General features: G+C 57.4%; 13 protein-coding genes. 6 read left to right on the forward strand and 7 right to left on the reverse strand.

What is annotated here, in order from left to right; genetic code table 11:
- The coding region (locus NKJ13_RS19330; RefSeq protein WP_352778022.1) for a calcium-binding protein at positions 1-1,312 on the reverse strand (1,312 nt) is incomplete at its 3' end.
- Between the two features lie 886 nt (positions 1,313-2,198).
- On the opposite strand from NKJ13_RS19330, the gene NKJ13_RS19335 reads away from it, so the two are divergent.
- Genes NKJ13_RS19335 through NKJ13_RS19350 form a run of 4 tightly spaced genes read left to right on the forward strand, consistent with a single transcriptional unit; the run spans position 2,199 to position 8,889 of the window.
- The gene (locus tag NKJ13_RS19335; RefSeq protein ID WP_352507247.1) at positions 2,199-3,419 is read left to right on the forward strand and encodes a glycosyltransferase family 4 protein; all 1,221 of its coding nucleotides are present in this window, start codon (positions 2,199-2,201) and stop codon (positions 3,417-3,419) included.
- Between the two features lie 44 nt (positions 3,420-3,463).
- Positions 3,464-4,672 carry an O-antigen ligase family protein gene (locus NKJ13_RS19340; protein WP_352507245.1) on the forward strand — a complete coding sequence of 403 codons (1,209 nt, stop codon included), beginning with the start codon at positions 3,464-3,466 and terminating at the stop codon, positions 4,670-4,672.
- Between the two features lie 4 nt (positions 4,673-4,676).
- On the forward strand, positions 4,677-6,671 hold the full coding sequence (asnB, locus tag NKJ13_RS19345; RefSeq protein WP_352507243.1) for an asparagine synthase (glutamine-hydrolyzing): 1,995 nt from the start codon (positions 4,677-4,679) through the stop codon (positions 6,669-6,671).
- 1 nt (position 6,672) lies between these two features.
- Positions 6,673-8,889, forward strand: coding sequence for a GumC family protein (locus NKJ13_RS19350; RefSeq protein ID WP_352507242.1), 2,217 nt, complete (start codon positions 6,673-6,675; stop codon positions 8,887-8,889).
- A 315-nt stretch (positions 8,890-9,204) separates the two neighbouring features.
- On the opposite strand, the gene NKJ13_RS19355 is transcribed toward NKJ13_RS19350, so the two are convergent.
- From NKJ13_RS19355 to NKJ13_RS19375, 5 genes are all read right to left on the reverse strand, one after another.
- A complete protein-coding gene (locus NKJ13_RS19355) occupies positions 9,205-10,251 on the reverse strand; it encodes a class I SAM-dependent methyltransferase (RefSeq protein ID WP_352507241.1) in 1,047 nt (348 codons plus the stop codon).
- 95 nt (positions 10,252-10,346) lie between these two features.
- Positions 10,347-11,390, reverse strand: a complete 1,044-nt coding sequence (locus NKJ13_RS19360) for a glycosyltransferase family 2 protein (protein ID WP_352507240.1) — start codon at positions 11,388-11,390, stop codon at positions 10,347-10,349.
- The gene (locus tag NKJ13_RS19365) at positions 11,387-12,637 is read right to left on the reverse strand and encodes a lipopolysaccharide biosynthesis protein (RefSeq protein WP_352507239.1); all 1,251 of its coding nucleotides are present in this window, start codon (positions 12,635-12,637) and stop codon (positions 11,387-11,389) included. The genes NKJ13_RS19360 and NKJ13_RS19365 overlap by 4 nt, the downstream gene beginning before the upstream one ends.
- A 447-nt stretch (positions 12,638-13,084) precedes the next feature.
- Positions 13,085-14,167 carry an NAD-dependent epimerase/dehydratase family protein gene (locus NKJ13_RS19370; protein WP_352689632.1) on the reverse strand — a complete coding sequence of 361 codons (1,083 nt, stop codon included), beginning with the start codon at positions 14,165-14,167 and terminating at the stop codon, positions 13,085-13,087.
- A gap of 243 nt (positions 14,168-14,410) precedes the next feature.
- Positions 14,411-15,121 carry a helix-turn-helix transcriptional regulator gene (locus NKJ13_RS19375; protein ID WP_352507238.1) on the reverse strand — a complete coding sequence of 237 codons (711 nt, stop codon included), beginning with the start codon at positions 15,119-15,121 and terminating at the stop codon, positions 14,411-14,413.
- Between the two features lie 287 nt (positions 15,122-15,408).
- On the opposite strand from NKJ13_RS19375, the gene NKJ13_RS19380 reads away from it, so the two are divergent.
- The gene (locus tag NKJ13_RS19380; protein WP_352507237.1) at positions 15,409-17,148 is read left to right on the forward strand and encodes a PAS domain S-box protein; all 1,740 of its coding nucleotides are present in this window, start codon (positions 15,409-15,411) and stop codon (positions 17,146-17,148) included.
- Between the two features lie 181 nt (positions 17,149-17,329).
- Here NKJ13_RS19380 and NKJ13_RS19385 read toward each other — a convergent pair whose 3' ends face one another.
- Positions 17,330-18,004: a LuxR C-terminal-related transcriptional regulator gene (locus NKJ13_RS19385; protein WP_352480474.1), complete on the reverse strand. Its 675-nt coding sequence runs from the start codon at positions 18,002-18,004 to the stop codon at positions 17,330-17,332.
- Positions 18,005-18,515: 511 nt separating this feature from the next.
- On the opposite strand from NKJ13_RS19385, the gene NKJ13_RS19390 reads away from it, so the two are divergent.
- Positions 18,516-19,238: a nucleotidyltransferase family protein gene (locus NKJ13_RS19390; RefSeq protein ID WP_023675619.1), complete on the forward strand. Its 723-nt coding sequence runs from the start codon at positions 18,516-18,518 to the stop codon at positions 19,236-19,238.
- The last annotated feature ends 36 nt before the right edge of the window (positions 19,239-19,274 follow it).

The raw sequence follows: 19,274 nt of genomic DNA on the forward strand, positions 1-19,274 counted from the left end.
CGCCGGCGTTGCCCCCGATGCTCTGGGCGAACTCATTGCCGGTGAGGTTGATTGCCGATGTGCCTGACGGGTTGGTGGCAAGAAGCTCAATCTGCGAGCCGGCCGAAAGCGTGTGGCTTACAGTAGCGAACACCCTGTCTGTACCACCGCCCACCGACTCGAACACCCTGTCGCCGACATTGTCTACATAGTACGTGTCGTTGCCGCCATAGCCGACCAACGTATCGGCCCCACCGGCGCCGTTGATGACATTGGCGCCGGCATTGCCCTGGATAGTCTGGGCGAACGCATTGCCGGTCAGGTTGATCGCCGTGGTGCCGGACGGGCTGTTGGTGGCGAGAAGTTCGATTTCCGATCCGGCCGCAAGCGCATGACTTACGGAGGCGAATGCTTTGTCGGTACCGCCGCCCGCAGCCTCAATCTCCTTATCGCGGACATCGTCGACATAATAGGTATCATTGCCGCCATAGCCGATCATCGTGTGGCCGCCGGCTCCGTGAAACACATCGTCGCCGCTGGTGCCATACAAGGTGTCGCTTGTCTCGACGGGAGGCGGTTCGGTCCCGGTGGTAGCGAGGTTGTGCTCCCGGAAAACGGCTTGCAGTTCCGGGGAGCTTTCAAGTGCGGTGTCGCCGTTCTGCGTTCCCCATTTGTAGGTGTAGTCGAAGGCAGGTGACGGCACCAGTGCGGCCCAATGATCGATCATGATTTGCATCTGTTCGGGGGTGGGCATGACCTGTCTTCCGCCATCGGAAGTCTCCCAGTTACCGCCGCCAAAGGCCTGGTAGACCGGAACGATGTTGTTAGCCGGGATGCCCGACTTCACCGCTGCAGCCACGGCTCGATCGATCATGTCGTAATCGACCGTGTCCGTTCCCGTGCGCACCGGATAGGGGTCTATTCCGAAATAGTCGATATGCGTGTTGGCCGGATTGTAGGTGTTCGTAAAATCCGGATTGGTCGGGGACCCCATGTTCATCATGGTGATGAAGGTCTTGGCGCCTGGAAAATGCTCATGGATCCAGTCGGATTCCGCCTTCAGATTCTCAGCGGTTGCGTAGGTGCCCCACCTGCCGGTGGGATCGGGCTCGTCAACAAGATAGAACCCAAACACATTCGGATTGCCGAGGAAGGGGGTCATTTTCTCGATGAAGGATGAGGTTACGCCCTCGTGCTCATTGAGGTACACCAGACCCTTCATGCCATCCGGCAATGCGTTGACCAGCGAAACATACTGAACGTCAGCCAGATTGAAGCCGGCGGTTGCGATTTCGGTGGCGGAACCACCCGAGGCGTAGTGCAGAGTTGCCATCCAATATTCCTTTGTCTCATTCGATAGCGCCCCGGGGATTGCCTACTAGAGGGTGTATATTAGCGCCAAATCACATACCTGCAGGCGCTGATAGAATGGTTGATCGCCAATAGGAATGCTGCACGAAGAGAGAAATCCCAATAGATGTATTAAATAAATATCAAGAATATAACCACGTTAAGCTCGCACGGCTATGCAGATCAATCCAATTAATTGGAAATAGATAGTTTAATTGTCTAAAAATTTAGCCTGCATGTCGCGGAATTCAATTGTTAATTTAGCTGTTAACCTGCAACTTTACATATCAGAAGAACATTTAATCTAAGGGACAAGGCCCTTCGTAGTCTCGTTGCCGCAACCAATTAGTTGTGGACAATTCGTAAGCGTCTGCCCGCGCGTCGCGGGATATCGGTCGGCAGATCAGTTTCCGACATCGGAGGGGTCGAATCGGCTTGCCCGCTGGTCGCATGAAGGCAAGTCGCGTCAGGGGTTGTGGGTGAGAGGGCTGATCATCATGCCTGGTAACACGCGGACCGGACAGGGAGCTTAGGAATCCCAGCGTAGAGCAGCCGTACAGCGCACGACTGTCGGAAGGGCTTTCTTCGGTTGGCTTATCAGTGACGAGTCCGGCTTGGCAGAACTCGCCAGAGTTCGAGGCACAATTCATCGGCGTATCCACAAGATGCCGTCGAGGTGCTTCGCGCTATGCGTAAGGCCGTGATCCCAATGCGGTTTACCTCATTCAAACAGACGAGGACAGTAGGCAAGCCTCCTCCTACCGTACCCTTTCACGCGCACAGAAGTAACGAAGCAGAACCATGAAAGCAGATGCGAAAGGTAGTTACTTCATGCGACCGAAACACGGCGCACGGACGGGAGCTTTGGGATGAATCCGCATCTCGTTTGTGTGGGAGGCGAAGATCACGCCCTGAGAATTCCGTTCCTAATGTCGCTGCGCGAAAGCGGCTTCCGGGTCACAGCGGTTTCGACCGGCGATGAGGCTGCGTTTTTGCGGCATGGCATTCCGCATCGCGGCTACGGTTTCGACCGATTTGCCAGCGGCGGTGGCGAGTGGACCGCCGTAAGAGCGATTCGGAAACTGGTTGCGGAACTCCGGCCTGACATTGTCCAAAGTTTCGACACCAAGCCTAACCTGCTGGCACCCCTTTCGCTGCGCGGAACAGTTCCGGTCGTACGCACGATCAACGGCCTCGGCTGGACATTCTCCTCGCTGGAACCGCGGGCTCTGGCCTTGCGTCCAATCTTTTGCGGACTGCAGTGGCTTGCTTCCTTCTGGACGGCAGCGACGGTGTTTCAGAACCGGGACGATGAGGCCTTCTTCAAGCGCTTTCGATTAATTGAACCCGGCAGCGGAAGAGTGATCCGCAGTTCTGGCATCGACGTCGATGCGTTCGCCATGGCGAGGCATCTTGCTCCGCCGGCAACGAAAATGCGCAAGGAATTAGGGCTCCAGTCAGCGGAGATCGTGATTTTTGTGGGCCGGCTGACCCGCCAGAAGGGCATCCCGATACTGCTTCAAGCAGTGCCCCGCGTCCTTTCCAAAAGACCTAACGCTCGTTTCGTGCTTGTCGGCCCTTGGGAGTCCGAAGGTCCATTTGCAGTCGACAAGTCGGAAATCGATCGACACGCTCCTCATGTTATCGCGCTTGGCCCACGACGCGATGTTTCAGCCCTTCTTGGCATGGCCGACGTGTTCGCCTTCCCCACACAATATCGGGAAGGAATCCCGCGCGTCCTGCTCGAGGCAGGGCTGGCGGGTTTGCCCATCGTTGCCTCGAACATGCCCGGCTGCAATGAAGTGGTCGAGGATGGATGGAACGGCTATCTTGTCCAACCGCACGACGCCGATGGTCTTGCATCTCGAATAGTTGACATCCTTTCCGACCGCAGTCGCGGAAAGGTCATGGGCGGTCGTTCCGTCGAACTTGTCCGGGAGCAGTTCGCGCTGCCGCGGGTGGTGGCCCAATATTGCGATCTGTACAAAAATATCCTTGGCGCCAAACCCTACAGCGATCTCGCCCGACCGGCGTCTCCGATCTTGTTTGGAGAGGGTGCTGCGAGAAGCAGATTGGACTGGCGCCGATGATCCGGGACGCGATCCTGGCCTGCGGCCTCGCAACGACCTATGCGGTGCAACTCGACATTCCAGGGTCGCCCTTAGGGGTTGGCGAACTGTTCATCGTACTTTGGATCATGCTGTCGATTGGGCGCGTACTCGCCGGGGGCCACCTGGAGACAAGGCCGGCGCTGACACGCCTTGTGAGCTTCTGGACGATCATGGCGCTTGCTCTCGGGATCGGCACCGTCGTCGGCTATCTGACCACAATTCTATATCTGACGGGCCTGATGCACGATACGATGGCCTACCTGCTGTTGGTCAGCATCACCTGCCTTGCCGCTGCAGAACCCGACGCTGATCGCCGGCTGCGTCGTACTGGCTGGTGGGTTGTGGGCATCGCGAATATCGCGCTTGCCGTTCAGCTGGGACAGGGCTGGGGCTGGATCCCCCAAGCAGGCGTCGATCCCTGGTACTGGGACCGCTTCCGTGGCTGGTCGCATAATCCAAACCAGCTCGCGCTTTACTGCGCAATCTTTGGCCCGCTAGCCTTGCATCTTGCGACCACCACCAGCAATCGATGGGGCAGGTTTCTTGGGATCGCCAGCTTGTTCCTGACCTTCTATGTCGGGAGGCTGACAAAGAGCGATACCTATCTGTACACCAGCATCCTGACCTGCCTGACGTTCCTCGGGCTGCGGATCAGGACATGGCTCAAGACCGGTGGCAACAGAGTCAGCTTTTCACGGCAAGCCGTCCTCCTGTTGCTTGTCGGTATCCTTCCGTTGGCGATCGCGATAACCCCTTACGCCGTAACTGAGGCGAGCGTCTTCGAAAATTTCGCCAAGGGCCTGACCAAGGACAAAGGCGGCGAGGCCACTGCCGAAACCGCCGCACTCCGCGTGCATCTCTGGAACGAAGCGCTGGAGAAGGGCGCCGAATCCGGGTCGCTGGGCCTTGGTCCAGGTCCGCATCTCGAGCGCCCATCAGTGTTCGACTCGCAATTTCTGGAACGGCCCTTCGAGGCTCACAACACGATCCTCGACCTGTACACTCAAGGTGGTCTCATTGCGGTTCTGGCGCTGGTCTGGATAGTCGGCGCCGCCATCATATCGGTGTGGCGTGCGAAGCTCGACGCGCTGTTAGCGCTCGTGGTGTCAATCATCATCTTCGGGATGCCGCATCTGATCATCCGCCACCCGATCGTATGGTTTGCGCTAACCATCTGCCTTGTCGCCGGTACGCCGAAAGCAGTTTCTGCAATCTCCAACAATCCGGGGTAATGGTATGTGTGGTATTGCCGGAATTCTTCTTGCCTCCGATTCAGCCGACACGAGGCCGCTCAGGGCAATAGAGCAGATGACGGCCGCACTTCGTCACCGCGGGCCGGATGGCGAGGCATTCTGGGTAAACTGTGAATCGGGGGTGGCCTTCGGCCACAGGCGGCTGGCCATAGTTGACCTGTCAGAGGCTGGCCGTCAGCCGATGCATTCTGAAAGCGGCCGATATGTCATTACATTCAACGGCGAAATATACAATTTCCGTGATTTGCGCCGTGAGCTGGAGAGTACAGGCCATCATTTTCGGAGCGCCAGCGATACCGAAGTCATGCTCGCCGCAATTGAGAGTTGGGGCCTCGAAAAAGCACTCACCCGTTTCGCCGGCATGTTCGCTTTAGGATTGTGGGACCTTAGGACAAGGACGCTCCATCTCGCCCGCGACCGAATGGGTAAAAAGCCGCTTTATATCGCCTCAACACGCGATGCACTTGTTTTTGCTTCCGAGTTGAAGGCGATCAACCGTTTTCCAGGGTTTTGCCAGGAGCTCGATATCGATGCGGCCGCGGCAATGCTTTCGAAGGGATGGGTACCGGATGACAGCTGCATTTGGCGAGGCGTGTTCAAGCTGCCGCCGGGTTCGGTCCTGTCGGTAACGGCCGCTGAGTTCTCCGGGGAACGCAGTGTCGCCTCTCTGTCGCATCGCATTCGACACTGGTGGTCGCTGGCCGAAGCCGCCACGAAAGGGCGGGCGGAACAGGTCGCCGGCAGCGACGAGGAACTCACCAATGAACTGGACGGCCTGCTTCGACTTGCCGTTCGGGAGCGCATGATCGCTGACGTCCCGCTCGGGGCCTTCCTGTCGGGCGGAATAGATAGCTCGACGGTTGTGGCCCTTATGCAGGCTCAATCGGAAAAGCCCGTGCGCACGTTCACGATCGCTTTCGGAGAGGGCGGGTTCGATGAGGCTCCCCACGCTGCGGAAGTCGCGCGCCATCTGGGGACCGACCATACCGAACTCCACCTTTCGGCTGCCGTAGCGCGCGACGTCATTCCAGAACTGCCGCAGATCTGGGACGAGCCATTCGCTGACGAATCGCAGATACCAACTCTGCTGGTGGCGCGGCTCGCCCGGCGGCACGTTACGGTGGCTCTGTCGGGCGACGGTGGCGATGAATGCTTCGCCGGCTACGCCCGCCACTTCATGGCGGCCCGCCTGCGACGACAGCATATTCTGCCGTCAGCACTGCGTCGGGCGCTCGCGGCAGGCACTGGGTTATTGGCCCGTGCAGCCCGCCACGATCTCGTCGGCAAGCTGCCGCTTTCGGAGGGTGCACGGCATGCGCTTCGGGGGGATCGGCTGAATCGCCTAGCTCAGCTGCTTGCTGCAGCCAACGAGGACGAGTTGTATCGGCGACTTACGGGATCATCGAACGAGAACCTGAGCCTCCACCAGCCACCCTCATCAATTCACGTCGATCACCGGCTTGATGGGCTGCTGTCCCGTCTTTTGTATGACGATATGGCTGGATACCTCCCCGGGGACATATTGGTGAAGCTGGACCGCGCCAGCATGGCCAACAGCCTCGAGGGGCGATGCCCGCTGCTCGATCATCGGGTTGTCGAATTTGCCTGGCGCCTGCCGACGAATACGAAAGTTCGTAATGGCAAAGGCAAGTGGATTCTTCGTCAGTTGTTGCGCCGGTACGTTCCGCAGCGGCTGATCGAGCGGCCGAAGCAAGGTTTTGATGTTCCTATAGCAGTCTGGCTGAGAGGCCCGCTGCTGAGTTGGGCAAACGACCTTGTCGCCGATATGCGTTTGTCCGGAGACGGGATTTTCGACCTTGCAGAGGTGGATGCGTGCTGGCGCGATCACGTTGACGGCAGGCACGACCATTCTCGTGAATTGTGGCCCGCTTTGATGTTCCAGGCCTGGCACAACGAGGCAAGGCGGCCATCGCCCACAGCAACGGGTTCTCGCGTGCCCGAACTTACAGGAGATTAAGATGGAAGGGTCCATAGTTAGCCGCATCCACCTTCCGCACGTTAACGAAATGCACGTGCCTGCGCGCGAAATCGCTCCGCGCATGAAACGGCCTTTACGCGAACAGATGGACACGCAAACCCCATTCCATCAGCTCCTCATTACCCTCTCAAGAAAAAAATGGTTCCTGCTGGCCATGGTCATCACTGGCGGTGTATTAGCCGCGCTTGCGGGTCTTGCACGGCCTGCCCTGTATGAAGCCACCGCACAGGTAATCGTCGACGCACCTAGTAGAGCAGCCCCTGCCGGCGGCTCGGTCTCTACTCAAGATGTGCTGGATTCCAGCATTGACGACCACATCACCATGCTCTCGTCGCAAGGCCATCTGCGAAGCGTGGTGGCAGCGCTGCGCAAAACGGACGCTCTCAACAATACTAGAAAGGTTGATGCTGTTACCGAAAATTCTGCTGCTGACCCTGCGGGCGTCGAGCCGCCGAAGTTGCGCTCGGGTACAGCCGATCTGCTGGCCAAAATTTGGCCGCGAAGCACTCCGGCGGAGCCAGATGCGGCTGAACTCAAGATACTCCGTAAGGGTATAAGGATCGGCCAGGAGCTGCGATCGAGAGTCATCAGTGTCGGCTTCACCGATCACGATCCGGCGCGAGCTGCTTTGATCGCCAATACCTTTGTCCAAGTGTATATTGGCGATCTGGCAAGGAAAAGCCAAGCATCGGACAGACTGGAACTTGAATCGATAGTTGCCGGACTTCCAGCTACACAGAACAGTCTCGCAGAAGCGACCGATCGTCTTGAGAGGTATCGGCTGAGCCATGGCGCGATCGACCAAGGTGCAGCGGATAATGCCGCCAAGGAGATAGTCGAACTCACCCAGCAAATCTCCTTGTCGAAAGCCGATCTCTCCGCATCGGAATCTCGACTTCAACACATTCAGGACTTGCGAAAGGGGGGCGCGTCGGTTGCCGCGGTAGCCGAAACCATCGGATCACCCGTGCTGGCCGATCTCTTGGCACGCCAGGCCAACGGCACAACAGATGAGGATGTCACAAATGCGATCGATCGTGAGATCGAACAAGAAATCGCCCGCGTCGCTGCCGAGACGAACATCTATCGCTCCCAAATAGCGGTGCTGCAAAAGCGTAAGGACGTCCTGGATGCGGTTGTGGCCGATACAGCCGGCCGGCTTTCCGGATTGCGCGCTCTCGAGCCCCAGGTCGGCATCCTGACGCAGCGCTACAACGACCTTTTGACCCGGCAACAAGACTTGATGCGGCGTATCGCAAGTCCATCCCCCGGAGTCAGGCTTCTCTCAGCGGCGTGGCCTCCTACCAATCCAACGACTCTGTCGCCAATATTTCTTATTCCGCCCGGCATGGTTGTGTTTGGCCTGATTGGGGGGATCTTCATACTTGTCCGCCAACGCTTCGATAGCACCTTGCACGGAGAGGCCGAAGCTGAAGCCGCGCTCAAAGTTCCGTGCCTCGGGCTGATACCCCAGGCTGCCACAACGCACGCGAGGCGACTGCAGCAGCTGGTTTCAGGTCAGCAGGAGTCAAGATACAGCCGCGCCGTGACGGCCCTGCTTGTCGCTGCAGCGCCCCAGCGGGCGAGGGATTGCTCGAACATAATCTTGATAACATCCTGCAGTGAGGATGATGGCAAGACCGAGCTCGCATGGAGCATGGCCTTGGCGGCCACAAGACTTGGAGGGCGAGTACTCTTTATTGATCTGGACCGCACGGACCGCCGCCTTACAGGCGAGTTTGTGAAGGAATTCAGCGCACGTAAGCCGCACAATTTTTTTGGAGACTATATCAATGACCGTTGTGCGCTGCGTGATGCGATAGCTGGAATGTCGGCAATCGGAATCGATTTCATGGCGCTCGCACCGTCGGAGGATCTGCTGCCCTTACTGTCCAGTGTCGATGGCTCCCCTTTCAAAGATGAACTGCACTCGGTCTATCGGGTGGTCATCATAAATGGGCCGCTGGGGCTTGAGGGACCAGAGGCCAGACTCCTGACAGGCTGGGGTGACGTGGTTCTTTTCGCCATTCGCTGGGCGAAAACGCGACGCAGCATCGCGCGAGGCGTCCTAGACTTGCTTGCGGGCGATACGCCAGCTTCGGTTCCCGTCGCAAGCGTTCTCACGAAGGTTAATCTCAGGAAGCACGCGGGTTACCGGTTTGGGGACAGCGCTGATCTCTTGCTGGAGGGAGCATGACGAGCTCGGCTTTTACTGTTGCCTACTTCCCACCACCGCCCGTTGAAAATCCCCGTTTTAGGCGCCGCGCCGATCGGCTGCCGGCGCGGGCCATTCGCCCGTAGCCGGGGTTGCCGCGGAGAGATCCGTCCGGAGCGTGGGGCCGAGGTGTCACAACGGAACCTACTGGCCAGGAGCCGCCGGACGGGCATTCATGAATTTCGGGAGCAACGCCTGAGGCGACGCCCCTGATGCCATCCTTCGTCTGCTTGGCAGGTCCAGCAGCCTGGTGGTGTCAAAATCACCTTCCCGCTGCAAGCGGCGTGGCACCGCTCATTACTGCTTGGCTTGGCGATGAATCCGTGGCGCAGGTGACGAGACTTTGTCGATTTTCGCCCAGAGTGCGCTCCCGCCCATCGTAGATGCGTTCCTGATGGCGTATGCCCATGCCGGCAAGCGTGACGGTGAAATCGCAAGGGCGGTCAAACCTTGCGCCATTCGTTGCGCTTTGCTTCGCGGCAGGGCCCGAACGAACTCACTCAGACTACCTGGTTTTTGGCCCTTTCGCAAAAAGCTGTGGACGATGTCTTGCTTCAGGAATTTGGCGAGATTGAACGGCTCGCGCTCGCATTTGCTCAATTGCAAGCCGTGCCGCCGACATATGGCATCGAAGGCTCCTTTCGTCCATCGGCCAATGTGGTTTGGTGGCATGTCTACGAGCGAACCGTGAGACTCCATATAGTACGTTCTGTTTTCATTTGGCACGGCAATGAAAACAGATCCTTCCGCCTTCAGAAGATATTTTAAGCGAGCAAAGACCTCATCCACTTGGTCCATATGCTCGAAGACCTGAAACATGAAAATAAAATCGAACGCCTCTTTCATGGGATTGAAGCTGCCATCTCGAAAGTCATTTGCAAATGTCTTGAAGCCTTTTGACGCCAGTACTGATCGCGCCGTTTCGTTGTAGTCGACGGCAGAAATATCCGAAGTATGGAAGAATTTATTCTTGATGCGGTCGAGAAAATACCCAAACCCCGATCCCACTTCGAGAGCAGTCTTTCCGCCAGTATTCAGGCCCGCGAGCTCTTCGATTGTTCTTGCATATTCCCATTTCATAGTTGGATAAGAAGGGTACGCCCAGGCTAAGTTATAAAACTCAAAGCCGCCGGCGACGAACGGATCTGCGAAACCGAATCCACAATCTGCGCATTTGCGAATGTCGCAAGTGTTACGGCCCCAGAGATCCGACAGGTGGCTTGTTAACTTTCGGGAGCGATCGGGGTCCTGACGCGGATTGATGAAATGTCGAGAGGCCTCGTCTGCTGTCACTTCGAACAATTTTGCGGTTGATACACTGCCACACGCCGGACAAATGGTCATCTCGCTATCCCCGAAGCCTGGACGAAGGAAAGCCGCCTTCGACGGTGTAGAATGCGTGCCAGCCGGCCAACGCAGGCCTCAATGATGCCGCCACGCTAAATTCGCCTCTGGCTACGCAACCGGCCCAGTCTCGGGCGGATGGCGAACACGTAAGTAAGAATGTGCTGGCTCGCAATTTTCATAACTGATGGGCGAAGAATTTGCATGGCATCTTGGATCGTCGCTCGCCATGACTGCTGGTGGAATCTGCTGGGAATACGAGCAACCCGCAGCGCCCGTAACAAAGTCTCGGGGCGAGGGAGGTGTTTACGATCCTGAATTAGATTCCAGTTAAGCTCTTTGACGGCAAGAGTTACTTGATCAACTTCATCAAAATTCTTAGTTGTAGTGATGCTCGGGTGATTGGTCGCGTCGTAGAAGATCAAGCCGTCATTTATCGCGACCATGTCTCCGTGGCATGCCAGGTCAACAAAGAACAGCTGGTCGACTCCGGCCGGGATAGAATTGTGCGCGCGCATCAGGCAACCCGCGTGAATGACGTCGCGGTTGATCAACAGCGTCGACGGGATGATCCCGAGGCTCCGCGTCGTACGGACCAGATAGAGGTCCGTTAGGCATTGCTGGCTCGAGTAGACGGAGATCCGTTGTCGCCCTTGCGGTGGCAATCGGAATTTCATCCGATCGTCTTCAATTATATTCGCGGCACAGGTCATAAATGCAGCCGAGGGATGCTTGGTGGAAACCTCGGCAAAGGTCTTGAGTGCGCCTGGGGCGAGCCAGTCATCGTCATGGAGCAGCTTGATCCATTTTCCGACGCAAGCGAGCATGGCGTTGTTGGTATTCTCGACCTGACCCCGGCCCCGACCGTTCTCGACAATTCGGATGCGAGGCTCGGTCCGTGCATACTCGGTGACGATTGCCCAGGTCGCTCCCTCTCGGCCCTCGTCGTCGCTGACGACCAGCTCCCAACTGGCGAAATCTTGACTCAGAATGCTATCCATCGCCCGGCGGATCGTGTCCGGTCGGCGAAAGGTCGGGATGGCAACTGAAATGAAAGGGCGCAGTCGCGAAGCATCAGCGCGATGATGTTGGTCAACCACATCGGTCGTTAGAAGCTGATCAAGCTGCGAGTGCTTCATGGTGTTTTTCCCTCGAGATGATGACTCTGCTTTGGTATGGCGGCTCCCGATGGTTCGACGTAGTGGCGGAGAAGATACAGAGAGGCCGCCGTTTTCAGTGCAAACCCGACGGCGCCGCCGGCCGCCATCAGATAAATGACTTTGAGTGGTTCCCAACCTGCCTCAGCACCGGCGAGTAGCGGGCCAAATACAAGCGCCGTCCGCGCGCCGTCGACGAGAAGTCGTACCTCTTGCCGCCGCAGAAGAGCCGGGACATCTTGAAGCGGTGTCGACAACGCCTGCGTGGCACCCATGAACGCCAGCGCGGTCATAATGTCTGCGGCGGGAACCCAGGGCGCGCCCAAGAGGGGAACGACGATATATGGCGCGGCCAGGCCAAGCGCTAATATTGGCAATGCGGTGAGGCCGGCTGAAAGCATCAAGAGGCCGTGCGCGGTGCCGAGCAAATGGGCGCGACTGCTGGTTTTGTTCGCCTCAGATACAAAAACATTGCTAAGCGGGTTGGCGATCAGCGTGACGGGTGCAGTCACCAGCCGTGACGCAACTCCCAGGTAGCCGGCAAAAGCGGCGCCAAACAGCGAACCAACGAGTATTGCGGGAAGATTGATGATGGCAAAACTCGCTAGGGCCGACGGAATGTCAAACAATGGAAACTTGTATTCTCGCCTGGCGACTGCAAAGACGGTCCGCCACGGCGCTCGGGCGATGCCGCCTATGTCCTTCCTGCTCAGAATCCGAGAGCCGAGGATTCCGATGAAGATGAATTGGCTCAGGATATGAGCATGCACCATCGCGTCGCCTCCGAAATGGGCGAGCCCAAAAGTTAGTTGCAGCAGGGCCATGGTCACCGGCAAAATCAGGCGGCCGAGGGCGAAGTCGCGTAGCAGGCCTACGCGCAGACTCCAGCAGTTCATTGCTTCGACGAGGCCGGCACCCCCCATCCCAAGTGGAATGAGCCAGGCGAGGTGGCCAACTCGCGCTGGAGCGATGCTCGCCCACAGCAGTCCTGCCCCAAAGGCCAGGACACTCGTCACCAAGACAGCCAGGAGAATGAGCTTAACGGTCACGTACGCCTGCGCACTGTCCTTGACCCCATAAAGCGAGGCCTCGAAACGCAATGCTGCGATCGCACCGAGGATGTTTACGATCGACAGGTAAATCGTGAAGATCCCGAAATCTGCCGGGGAATAGAGCCGGGCCAAAACGGGAATGGCGGCGACCAGGGTCAGCTGGCCGGCAATCGCCATGGCCGAAACGCCTCCTGCCGCGCGAAGAATACCGCCGATCGGGCTTGGAGGAACACGGGTGATTATTTTCTCGACCGTAGCAACCGTCCTGGATCTCAGAAAGTAGCTTTGGGACATGAGCTCGCGATTCCGAGGAGGCAAAATGCGGTCGAATAGAGCTTACGATGGAGCCCGAACGTCACCATCATCCATCTGAATGACATTGTTCGGCAGAGCGCGGATGCGGCGAATTCTTTGTGCTCCGTGCCAAGTGCAACTTCAGTCTCCGAATCGAGATCGCTCATTGGAACTGCCCGCGATAAGCTGATTTGCGCGAGGATCGCGCGGGGCATCGATGACCGGAAAATGTCGTCGTGACGCTGTGCGGCATCAGCTGATCTTTTGACCAGACCAGCAGCCCCGACAGGATAACAGACGCGTGGATCCGTCGCTCCGACAAGGCGCGGATCACACGGTGGCCTCTACATGCACCAACGTTTGTTGCCGTATGCTGGTCGCGGCATCCCTTCCATGAAAGTCCCGGTACCATTCGACAAAGCGTTGCACTCCGTCCTCAAGCCGCGTCGTCGGGGCGAAGCCGACGGCCTTGCGAAGGTCGCTGACGTCGGCGCGTGTCTCTAAAACGTCGCCAGGCGGCAACGGCACATCCACGCGAAGCGCCCGGCAGCCAAGGGCGGTCTCGATGATCGAAATGAGCCGGTTGATCTCCTCGGGCCAGTCGTTGCCGATGTTGTAGACGCGATGCGGCGCGGAACTTGTAGCAGGATCGGCGGTGAAGGGGTCCCAATGCGGATCGGGCCGCGGCGGTGCAGCAAGTGCTCGAACCACGCCCTCAGCGATATCGTCGATATAGGTGAAGTCTCGCCACACGCGGCCGGCATTGGCTACTTCGATTGGATTCCCCTCGATAATCGCACGCGTGAACATATAGACCGCCATATCGGGCCTGCCCCAGGGGCCATAAACGGTGAAGAAGCGCAGTCCAGTCATAGGTAAGCCGAACAAGTGACTGTATGAGTGCGCCATGAATTCGTTTGAACGCTTGGTTGCGGCGTACAGACTGACAGGATGATCGGCGCCGTGATGCTCGGAAAACGGTATGGTTCGATTTGAGCCGTAGACGGAGCTCGAAGAGGCATAGACGAGGTGACTAACGCCGAAGTGCCGACAGCCCTCAAGAACGTTGAGAAAGGCTATTATGTTCGATTGCAGATAGGCATGCGGGTCAACTAGTGAATGTCGCACGCCGGCCTGAGCCGCGAGATGCACAACGTTTGAAGGTCGAACTTCTGAAAACAGCAACTGGACACGCGCCGCATCCGCCAGATCAATTCGCATCGGAGTGAAGCCCGACTCGGTACAGAGGCGCGCAAATCGCGCTTCCTTGAGTCGTGGATCGTAGTAGGGGGAGAAATTGTCGACGCCGATGACTTCGACACCCAGACGCAAAAGCCGCAAAGCGACGTGAAAACCAATGAAGCCTGCCGCGCCGGTGACGACGATCGGTCCGGTCCGTGCCAGTCTCTTCACCGCGCGGTCCGAACGCGATCGAGCGATTTCCACCTTCTCCGCTGCGGCAAGAACAGACTCGCTGCCTAGATCGTTGTCCAACTTGTCGCCTTTCGAATCCGTTCGACAGTACCGAATGGCCGGTCCGGGATTGCGGCTTCCGTCATGCGGTGCACGACCTGCCAAGTCATGACACTCCAACTTGCGCCGTCTGAATCCCCGGGCGGATGCCGACGTCCGGCGATGGTATCCAGTGGCCTGCCTCTACGGCAGGACCGAAATGCGGCCAAGAAGGGCCACCAGTTCCGCCTGGCGTTTTGTTTCGGTCTTGGCGAACAGCGAGGCAAGCTGGGAACGGATCGTGGTGCGGCTGAGGCGCCAGCTGCGAGCGATCTCCAAAGGAGCGTCGCCCTGAGCCAGGCGCAAGGCGAGGTGCGTTTCTGCGCTCGTCAGGCCAAACATTCTTTGCAACGTGCGAGGATTTGGCCCAGATCTGTTATCCCGATCCAGCAACGCCACAATGCTCGTTCCGTCGGGAGCGATAACGCCGTTCTCGTTCAGAATCACCGGACGGTCGCCTCTGCTGCGGATCACCACCCAGGATAGTGAGCCCGGCAGGAATTGACCCGGAACATTTGCGATCAGCCGCCTTAGGGCGGTCGTAAGCCCGCTCGCAGTGTCGGCCGCTTCCCCCTGGCGCTCAAGCGTGGTTTGGGCGGCTGCGTTCCACTCGACCACCTTTCTCTCGCGATTCAGCACGAGATAGCCACAGCCAATGCGATCAAGCACGCCGGTTATGGATTCCAGACTGCGGCCTTTTTGTTCGCCGAACCTTGCGTCCAATAGATCCGATGCGCGATCGGCAAGGTGACCAGAAGAGGGCCGCGTATTCCGCGCTTCAAAATCATACCTGGTCCTCGTAGCAATGTACCGATTGCTCGAAGAAGCATTGACCTGTCTATCGATCAGATTCATTTTCTACCCCTAACCCAAAGTTTCACACGCCCGAAATAAGTATTCGGGATTCATGTAGTCTTCTATGTGTCGCTGGATTCTAGTCTTCTATGCGCTGACGGATAATATGTTCATCGCCACCTTGAAAAACTTAATATGATCCGACAGTTCTAAGGCAGCTCTTAGGCCCCGCTGCGTCCGATAAAATGCGCGCTATGATAGCGGTATGGCAATCCGGCAGTGGTACTAAGCTGTACGTTTTTTGCTCTAGTCTCGACGGGCTAGTCAGAAGGTTGTAGTCTGTGTCCATGAGCTCGCAGTCGCGCAGGTCGAATTCGAACCCGTCGGGCAGATTGCTAACTCATATTGCCTCTGCATCGGTGTTAGCTGCCACACTGATATTTGAAATCAAATCGTCAGCCTATATTGGGCAAGGCGCCAGTTTTCTGGAATTTATTCCGGCTATTATTATTATCGCCTATCTCGAAGACCGCGTGGCAGCGCTTGCTGCGACCATTCTGATGGTGACTGTCGGCCTGTGGGCGCGAGGACACGATCACATTTCAAATGGAGATTGGGCACGCGCAATCCTGCTTCTGGTTTCGGGCGGGGTAATTGCCATGACGTTCCATCGCCTTCGGCAGGACTTGCGTGAGTTGCTGGAAGTCGCGGAGGCCAGGCTAGCTGCCGTCGAAGCGACAGAAAGCCGCTATCGTTGGGCCTTCGAACGTGCTGCCCTGGGATTCGCGAACACCAACGAGAAAGGTGAGTTGCTTCAGTCCAACAAACGCCTTTGCGAGATGACCGGGTACAAGGAGGAGGAGCTTGCCCAATTGCGGCTCGATACGCTCGCCCATCCGAACGACCGGCATACCTTGGCGCAATTGTTGGCAAGGCTGGGCAATGACATCTCTTCGTTCGTTTCCGAGGTCCGTCTGTTAAGAAAGGACGGTATGGCATTCTGGGCTCGGCTAACGCTTTCTTCGTCCGTGCCCAAGGGGGGACTCTCGGAGAGCATCTTCGTGGTGGTCGACGATATTTCGGAACGACGCGCTGTTCACGAAGCGCTTCGGGCTCAGAAGGAATGGCTGGACCTCGCTCTGTCTGCTGGACGCTTGGGCACGTGGCGCATCGACCTTAAAGACGGGACAGTCACGGGCTCGGACACGTTCTGGGACATTCTCGGCCTGGCCCAGGCCAATAGCCGCAGTTTGGAGGAACTGTCAGCTGTCGTCCATCCGGCGGACTGGCCAAAGCTGGCGGCATCGAGAAAGGCCGCACCATCGGTCACGAATTACGATGTTGAGATACGTGTCCGCCGACCGGACGGACATATCCGCTGGGTTGCGCTGCGCGGAAGGGAGGAAAGACATGATGATGGTGGACAGCGGCTTGGAGTGGCTGCCGATCTGAGCGAGAGACGACAAACCACGCTGCTGCGTGCCGCGGCAAAGAAGCGGGAGCGCATCATGCTCGAACAGCGTCATAGATTCGGCAATGTTTTCGCGGTGATCACGGCGCTCGTGAAGATGGTCGATGTTCCCGGAAACAACGTCGCCAAATACAAGGAAATGCTGATCGATCGGATACGCGCGCTCGAGGCAACCCATTTGCTTCTTTCACGCAACGGCAGCGTATCGGGGGCGATAAACGATCTCGTTGCGCAAGAGTTGCACCCTTATATGGGGACACGCGCCATATCGGTCAGCGGTCCGTCCGTGGCGATATCGGGAGGCGCCGCCGAGAGTTTTGCAATGATCGTTCACGAGCTTGCCACCAATTCCATGAAATACGGAGCGCTTGGCGATTCAAAAGGCCGGATCGACGTAAGCTGGACGTTCGCAGCTGAAGACACAGGCAGCGATGTCGTGTTCGAGTGGGTGGAATCGGGGCGGCGGCGGACCTCAAGTGTAGTCCGTCATGGCTTCGGTTCCATGATAATCGGAGTGGATGGAGCGCCGCTTGTCGGTCACTCTCCCAGGCTGGAAATATCGGACCAAGGGTTGCGGTATTCGCTGCGGCTGTCGCGCAAGGAAATCGGATTGTAGTGCAGTGCTACAATCGGAAGCAGATATCTAAAGGCGGGTGGCGCTGAGCGGCCTTTGAGATGGGCAGTGTTCTTTCCAAGAATGTCGTTGGCCCAAAGCTGCGCCGTGGCTTTGGGATATGCAGTAATATGCGTGAGGAGTCATGGGATGCCGTTGCACGTCCAAAAGGACGCGCGGCGCTCTAGCTGGCATGTCTCGAAAGCCAAGTCTTCAGCATAACGGCAGCCTCGGTCCGATTGCGTACCCCCAATTCACGCAGAACCGCAGCAGCGTGGATTTTCGTGGTCGCCTCCGCGATTTCCAGATCGCGCGCAATTTCCTTGTTTGAATAGCCTTCCGCCATCAGCTTGAGGACTTCCTTTTGCCTCGAGGTCAGCCTGCCAAGGTTGACGCCAGCGGTACGTCGCTGTGGGCCCTTCTCGGAGTGGGTATGCGCGTGGGTTGCTTGCGTTGCACCCGAGCGTGACAGAAGTGCGGGAACATAGATGCGCCCGGAGAGGATTTCATTGACGGCCAAAACAACCTCTTCGTCCGTCTGCGACTTTACGATGTAACCGTGAAGCCCGATCGACAGAGCCGTGAGTATTTCCGAGCGTGAATCGTTTCCGGAAACGATCGCAAATCGCGTATCCGGATAGGCGGACAGGATCCCGCCGAGCACTTCTTGATTGAACAGGCCTGGCATATTCAGATCCAGGATCGCGAGATCCACGAACGATTGCTCCGCCAGCAAACTGAGCACCGCGTCGAAACAAGACGCTTCAAATATCTCTACACCTGGAATGCCTGCGGTCAGTGCCAATCGCAAGCCGCGACGATACAAGCCGTGATCGTCGGCGATGACGATTCGATACATTGAACTACCCCAACGCGTATCTGAATGGATTGAACGGTGATGGGCCTGAAGTCGTAGCCATTCACTCGTCGATTCATCCAGCCGACGCCGCGGCACCCCCAACACCACAAACGCCGAATTTCTAATATAATCTTAAATAACGGGAAACGCTCCTCTTTTTTTTGCCCCTTGTGAGCGAACCCGCCGAACGTCGTCGAACATACGTTCTGACCTTTTGGAAAGCTGACAGACCGGCTGGTCATTCAGCACTGCCATAGATCCAAAGATATAGAACAGCAAAACGGCCGAATTGTTACCATTCGAATGCACGACGACATCCACCCCGACGGCCACATACCATCCAGATGCAATGTCCGGATCAGGGATCGGTGGGGAAATCTCACCGGTCTTCTGCGGGAAATCTCACCGGTTCTTCGGAGGGGCAAAGAACGTGTTTCCCGGGTGCTGACCAAGGCAGGATAGCCGGCCCGTGACGATAGCGTTCAGGCCGAATGAACAAGGGAGGACCAGGATGAAAGCGGTGATTCAATGTGGAGGAATGGGAACACGCCTCCGCCCCTTCACTTCGGTCTTGCCGAAGCCGCTCATGCCGATCGGCGCACGGCCGGTTCTCGAGATGCTTCTGAAATGGTTGCGACGCAACGGTATTCAGGAAGTCTATATTACAACCGGGTATCTCGGCCACTTGATCCGCACCGTGTGTGGAGATGGCTCGCAGTGGAACCTGAAAATTCGATATACGCAGGAGATGGAGCCGCTTGGCACCATCGGGCCACTGTCTTTGATCAGGGATGAACTGACGGAGCCGTTTATCGTTCTCAATGGCGACGTCCTTACGGATCTAAGCCTCAGTCGATTTGTAGCAGCGCACCGTAAGCACACCGATCCGGTGACGATCGCAACAGCCTGTCGTCTGATCAAGATGGATTTCGGCGTCATCGACGAAGTCGACAATACCGTGCAGGTCTTTCGCGAGAAGCCGACCCTCTCGCATCTGGTCAGCATGGGAATTTACTGCATGAACCCGGACGTTCTGCAGTTTATCCCATCCGGCATACCCTTTGGGTTCGACGACCTGATGCTGCAGATGATGCAGAACGGCACAACCGTGCACGTGTACAAGCATGAGGGTCTCTGGCTCGATATCGGGCGCGTCGACGACTTCCAGAACGCACAGACCATTTCCTGGGAAGACCAATCGGCCTCGATCGAGGTCACCGCGACGGCTGCATGATGAAGTCACGAGCTCGGTTCCCACAATTATCAGTCT

This window comes from Mesorhizobium sp. M0174 (genome assembly GCF_040322275.1).
GTDB lineage: Bacteria > Pseudomonadota > Alphaproteobacteria > Rhizobiales > Rhizobiaceae > Mesorhizobium.

Bases quoted from the DNA above. Each gene is read 5' to 3' on its own strand.
- NKJ13_RS19335 (WP_352507247.1), top strand. From the start codon at position 2,199: ATGAATCCGCATCTCGTTTGTGTGGGAGGCGAAGATCACGCCCTGAGA.
- asnB (WP_352507243.1), top strand. From the start codon at position 4,677: ATGTGTGGTATTGCCGGAATTCTTCTTGCCTCCGATTCAGCCGACACG.
- NKJ13_RS19350 (WP_352507242.1), top strand. From the start codon at position 6,673: ATGGAAGGGTCCATAGTTAGCCGCATCCACCTTCCGCACGTTAACGAA.
- NKJ13_RS19355 (WP_352507241.1), bottom strand. From the start codon at position 10,251: ATGACCATTTGTCCGGCGTGTGGCAGTGTATCAACCGCAAAATTGTTC.
- NKJ13_RS19360 (WP_352507240.1), bottom strand. From the start codon at position 11,390: ATGAAGCACTCGCAGCTTGATCAGCTTCTAACGACCGATGTGGTTGAC.
- NKJ13_RS19365 (WP_352507239.1), bottom strand. From the start codon at position 12,637: ATGGCGATTGCCGGCCAGCTGACCCTGGTCGCCGCCATTCCCGTTTTG.
- NKJ13_RS19375 (WP_352507238.1), bottom strand. From the start codon at position 15,121: ATGAATCTGATCGATAGACAGGTCAATGCTTCTTCGAGCAATCGGTAC.
- NKJ13_RS19380 (WP_352507237.1), top strand. From the start codon at position 15,409: ATGAGCTCGCAGTCGCGCAGGTCGAATTCGAACCCGTCGGGCAGATTG.
- NKJ13_RS19385 (WP_352480474.1), bottom strand. From the start codon at position 18,004: ATGTATCGAATCGTCATCGCCGACGATCACGGCTTGTATCGTCGCGGC.
- NKJ13_RS19390 (WP_023675619.1), top strand. From the start codon at position 18,516: ATGAAAGCGGTGATTCAATGTGGAGGAATGGGAACACGCCTCCGCCCC.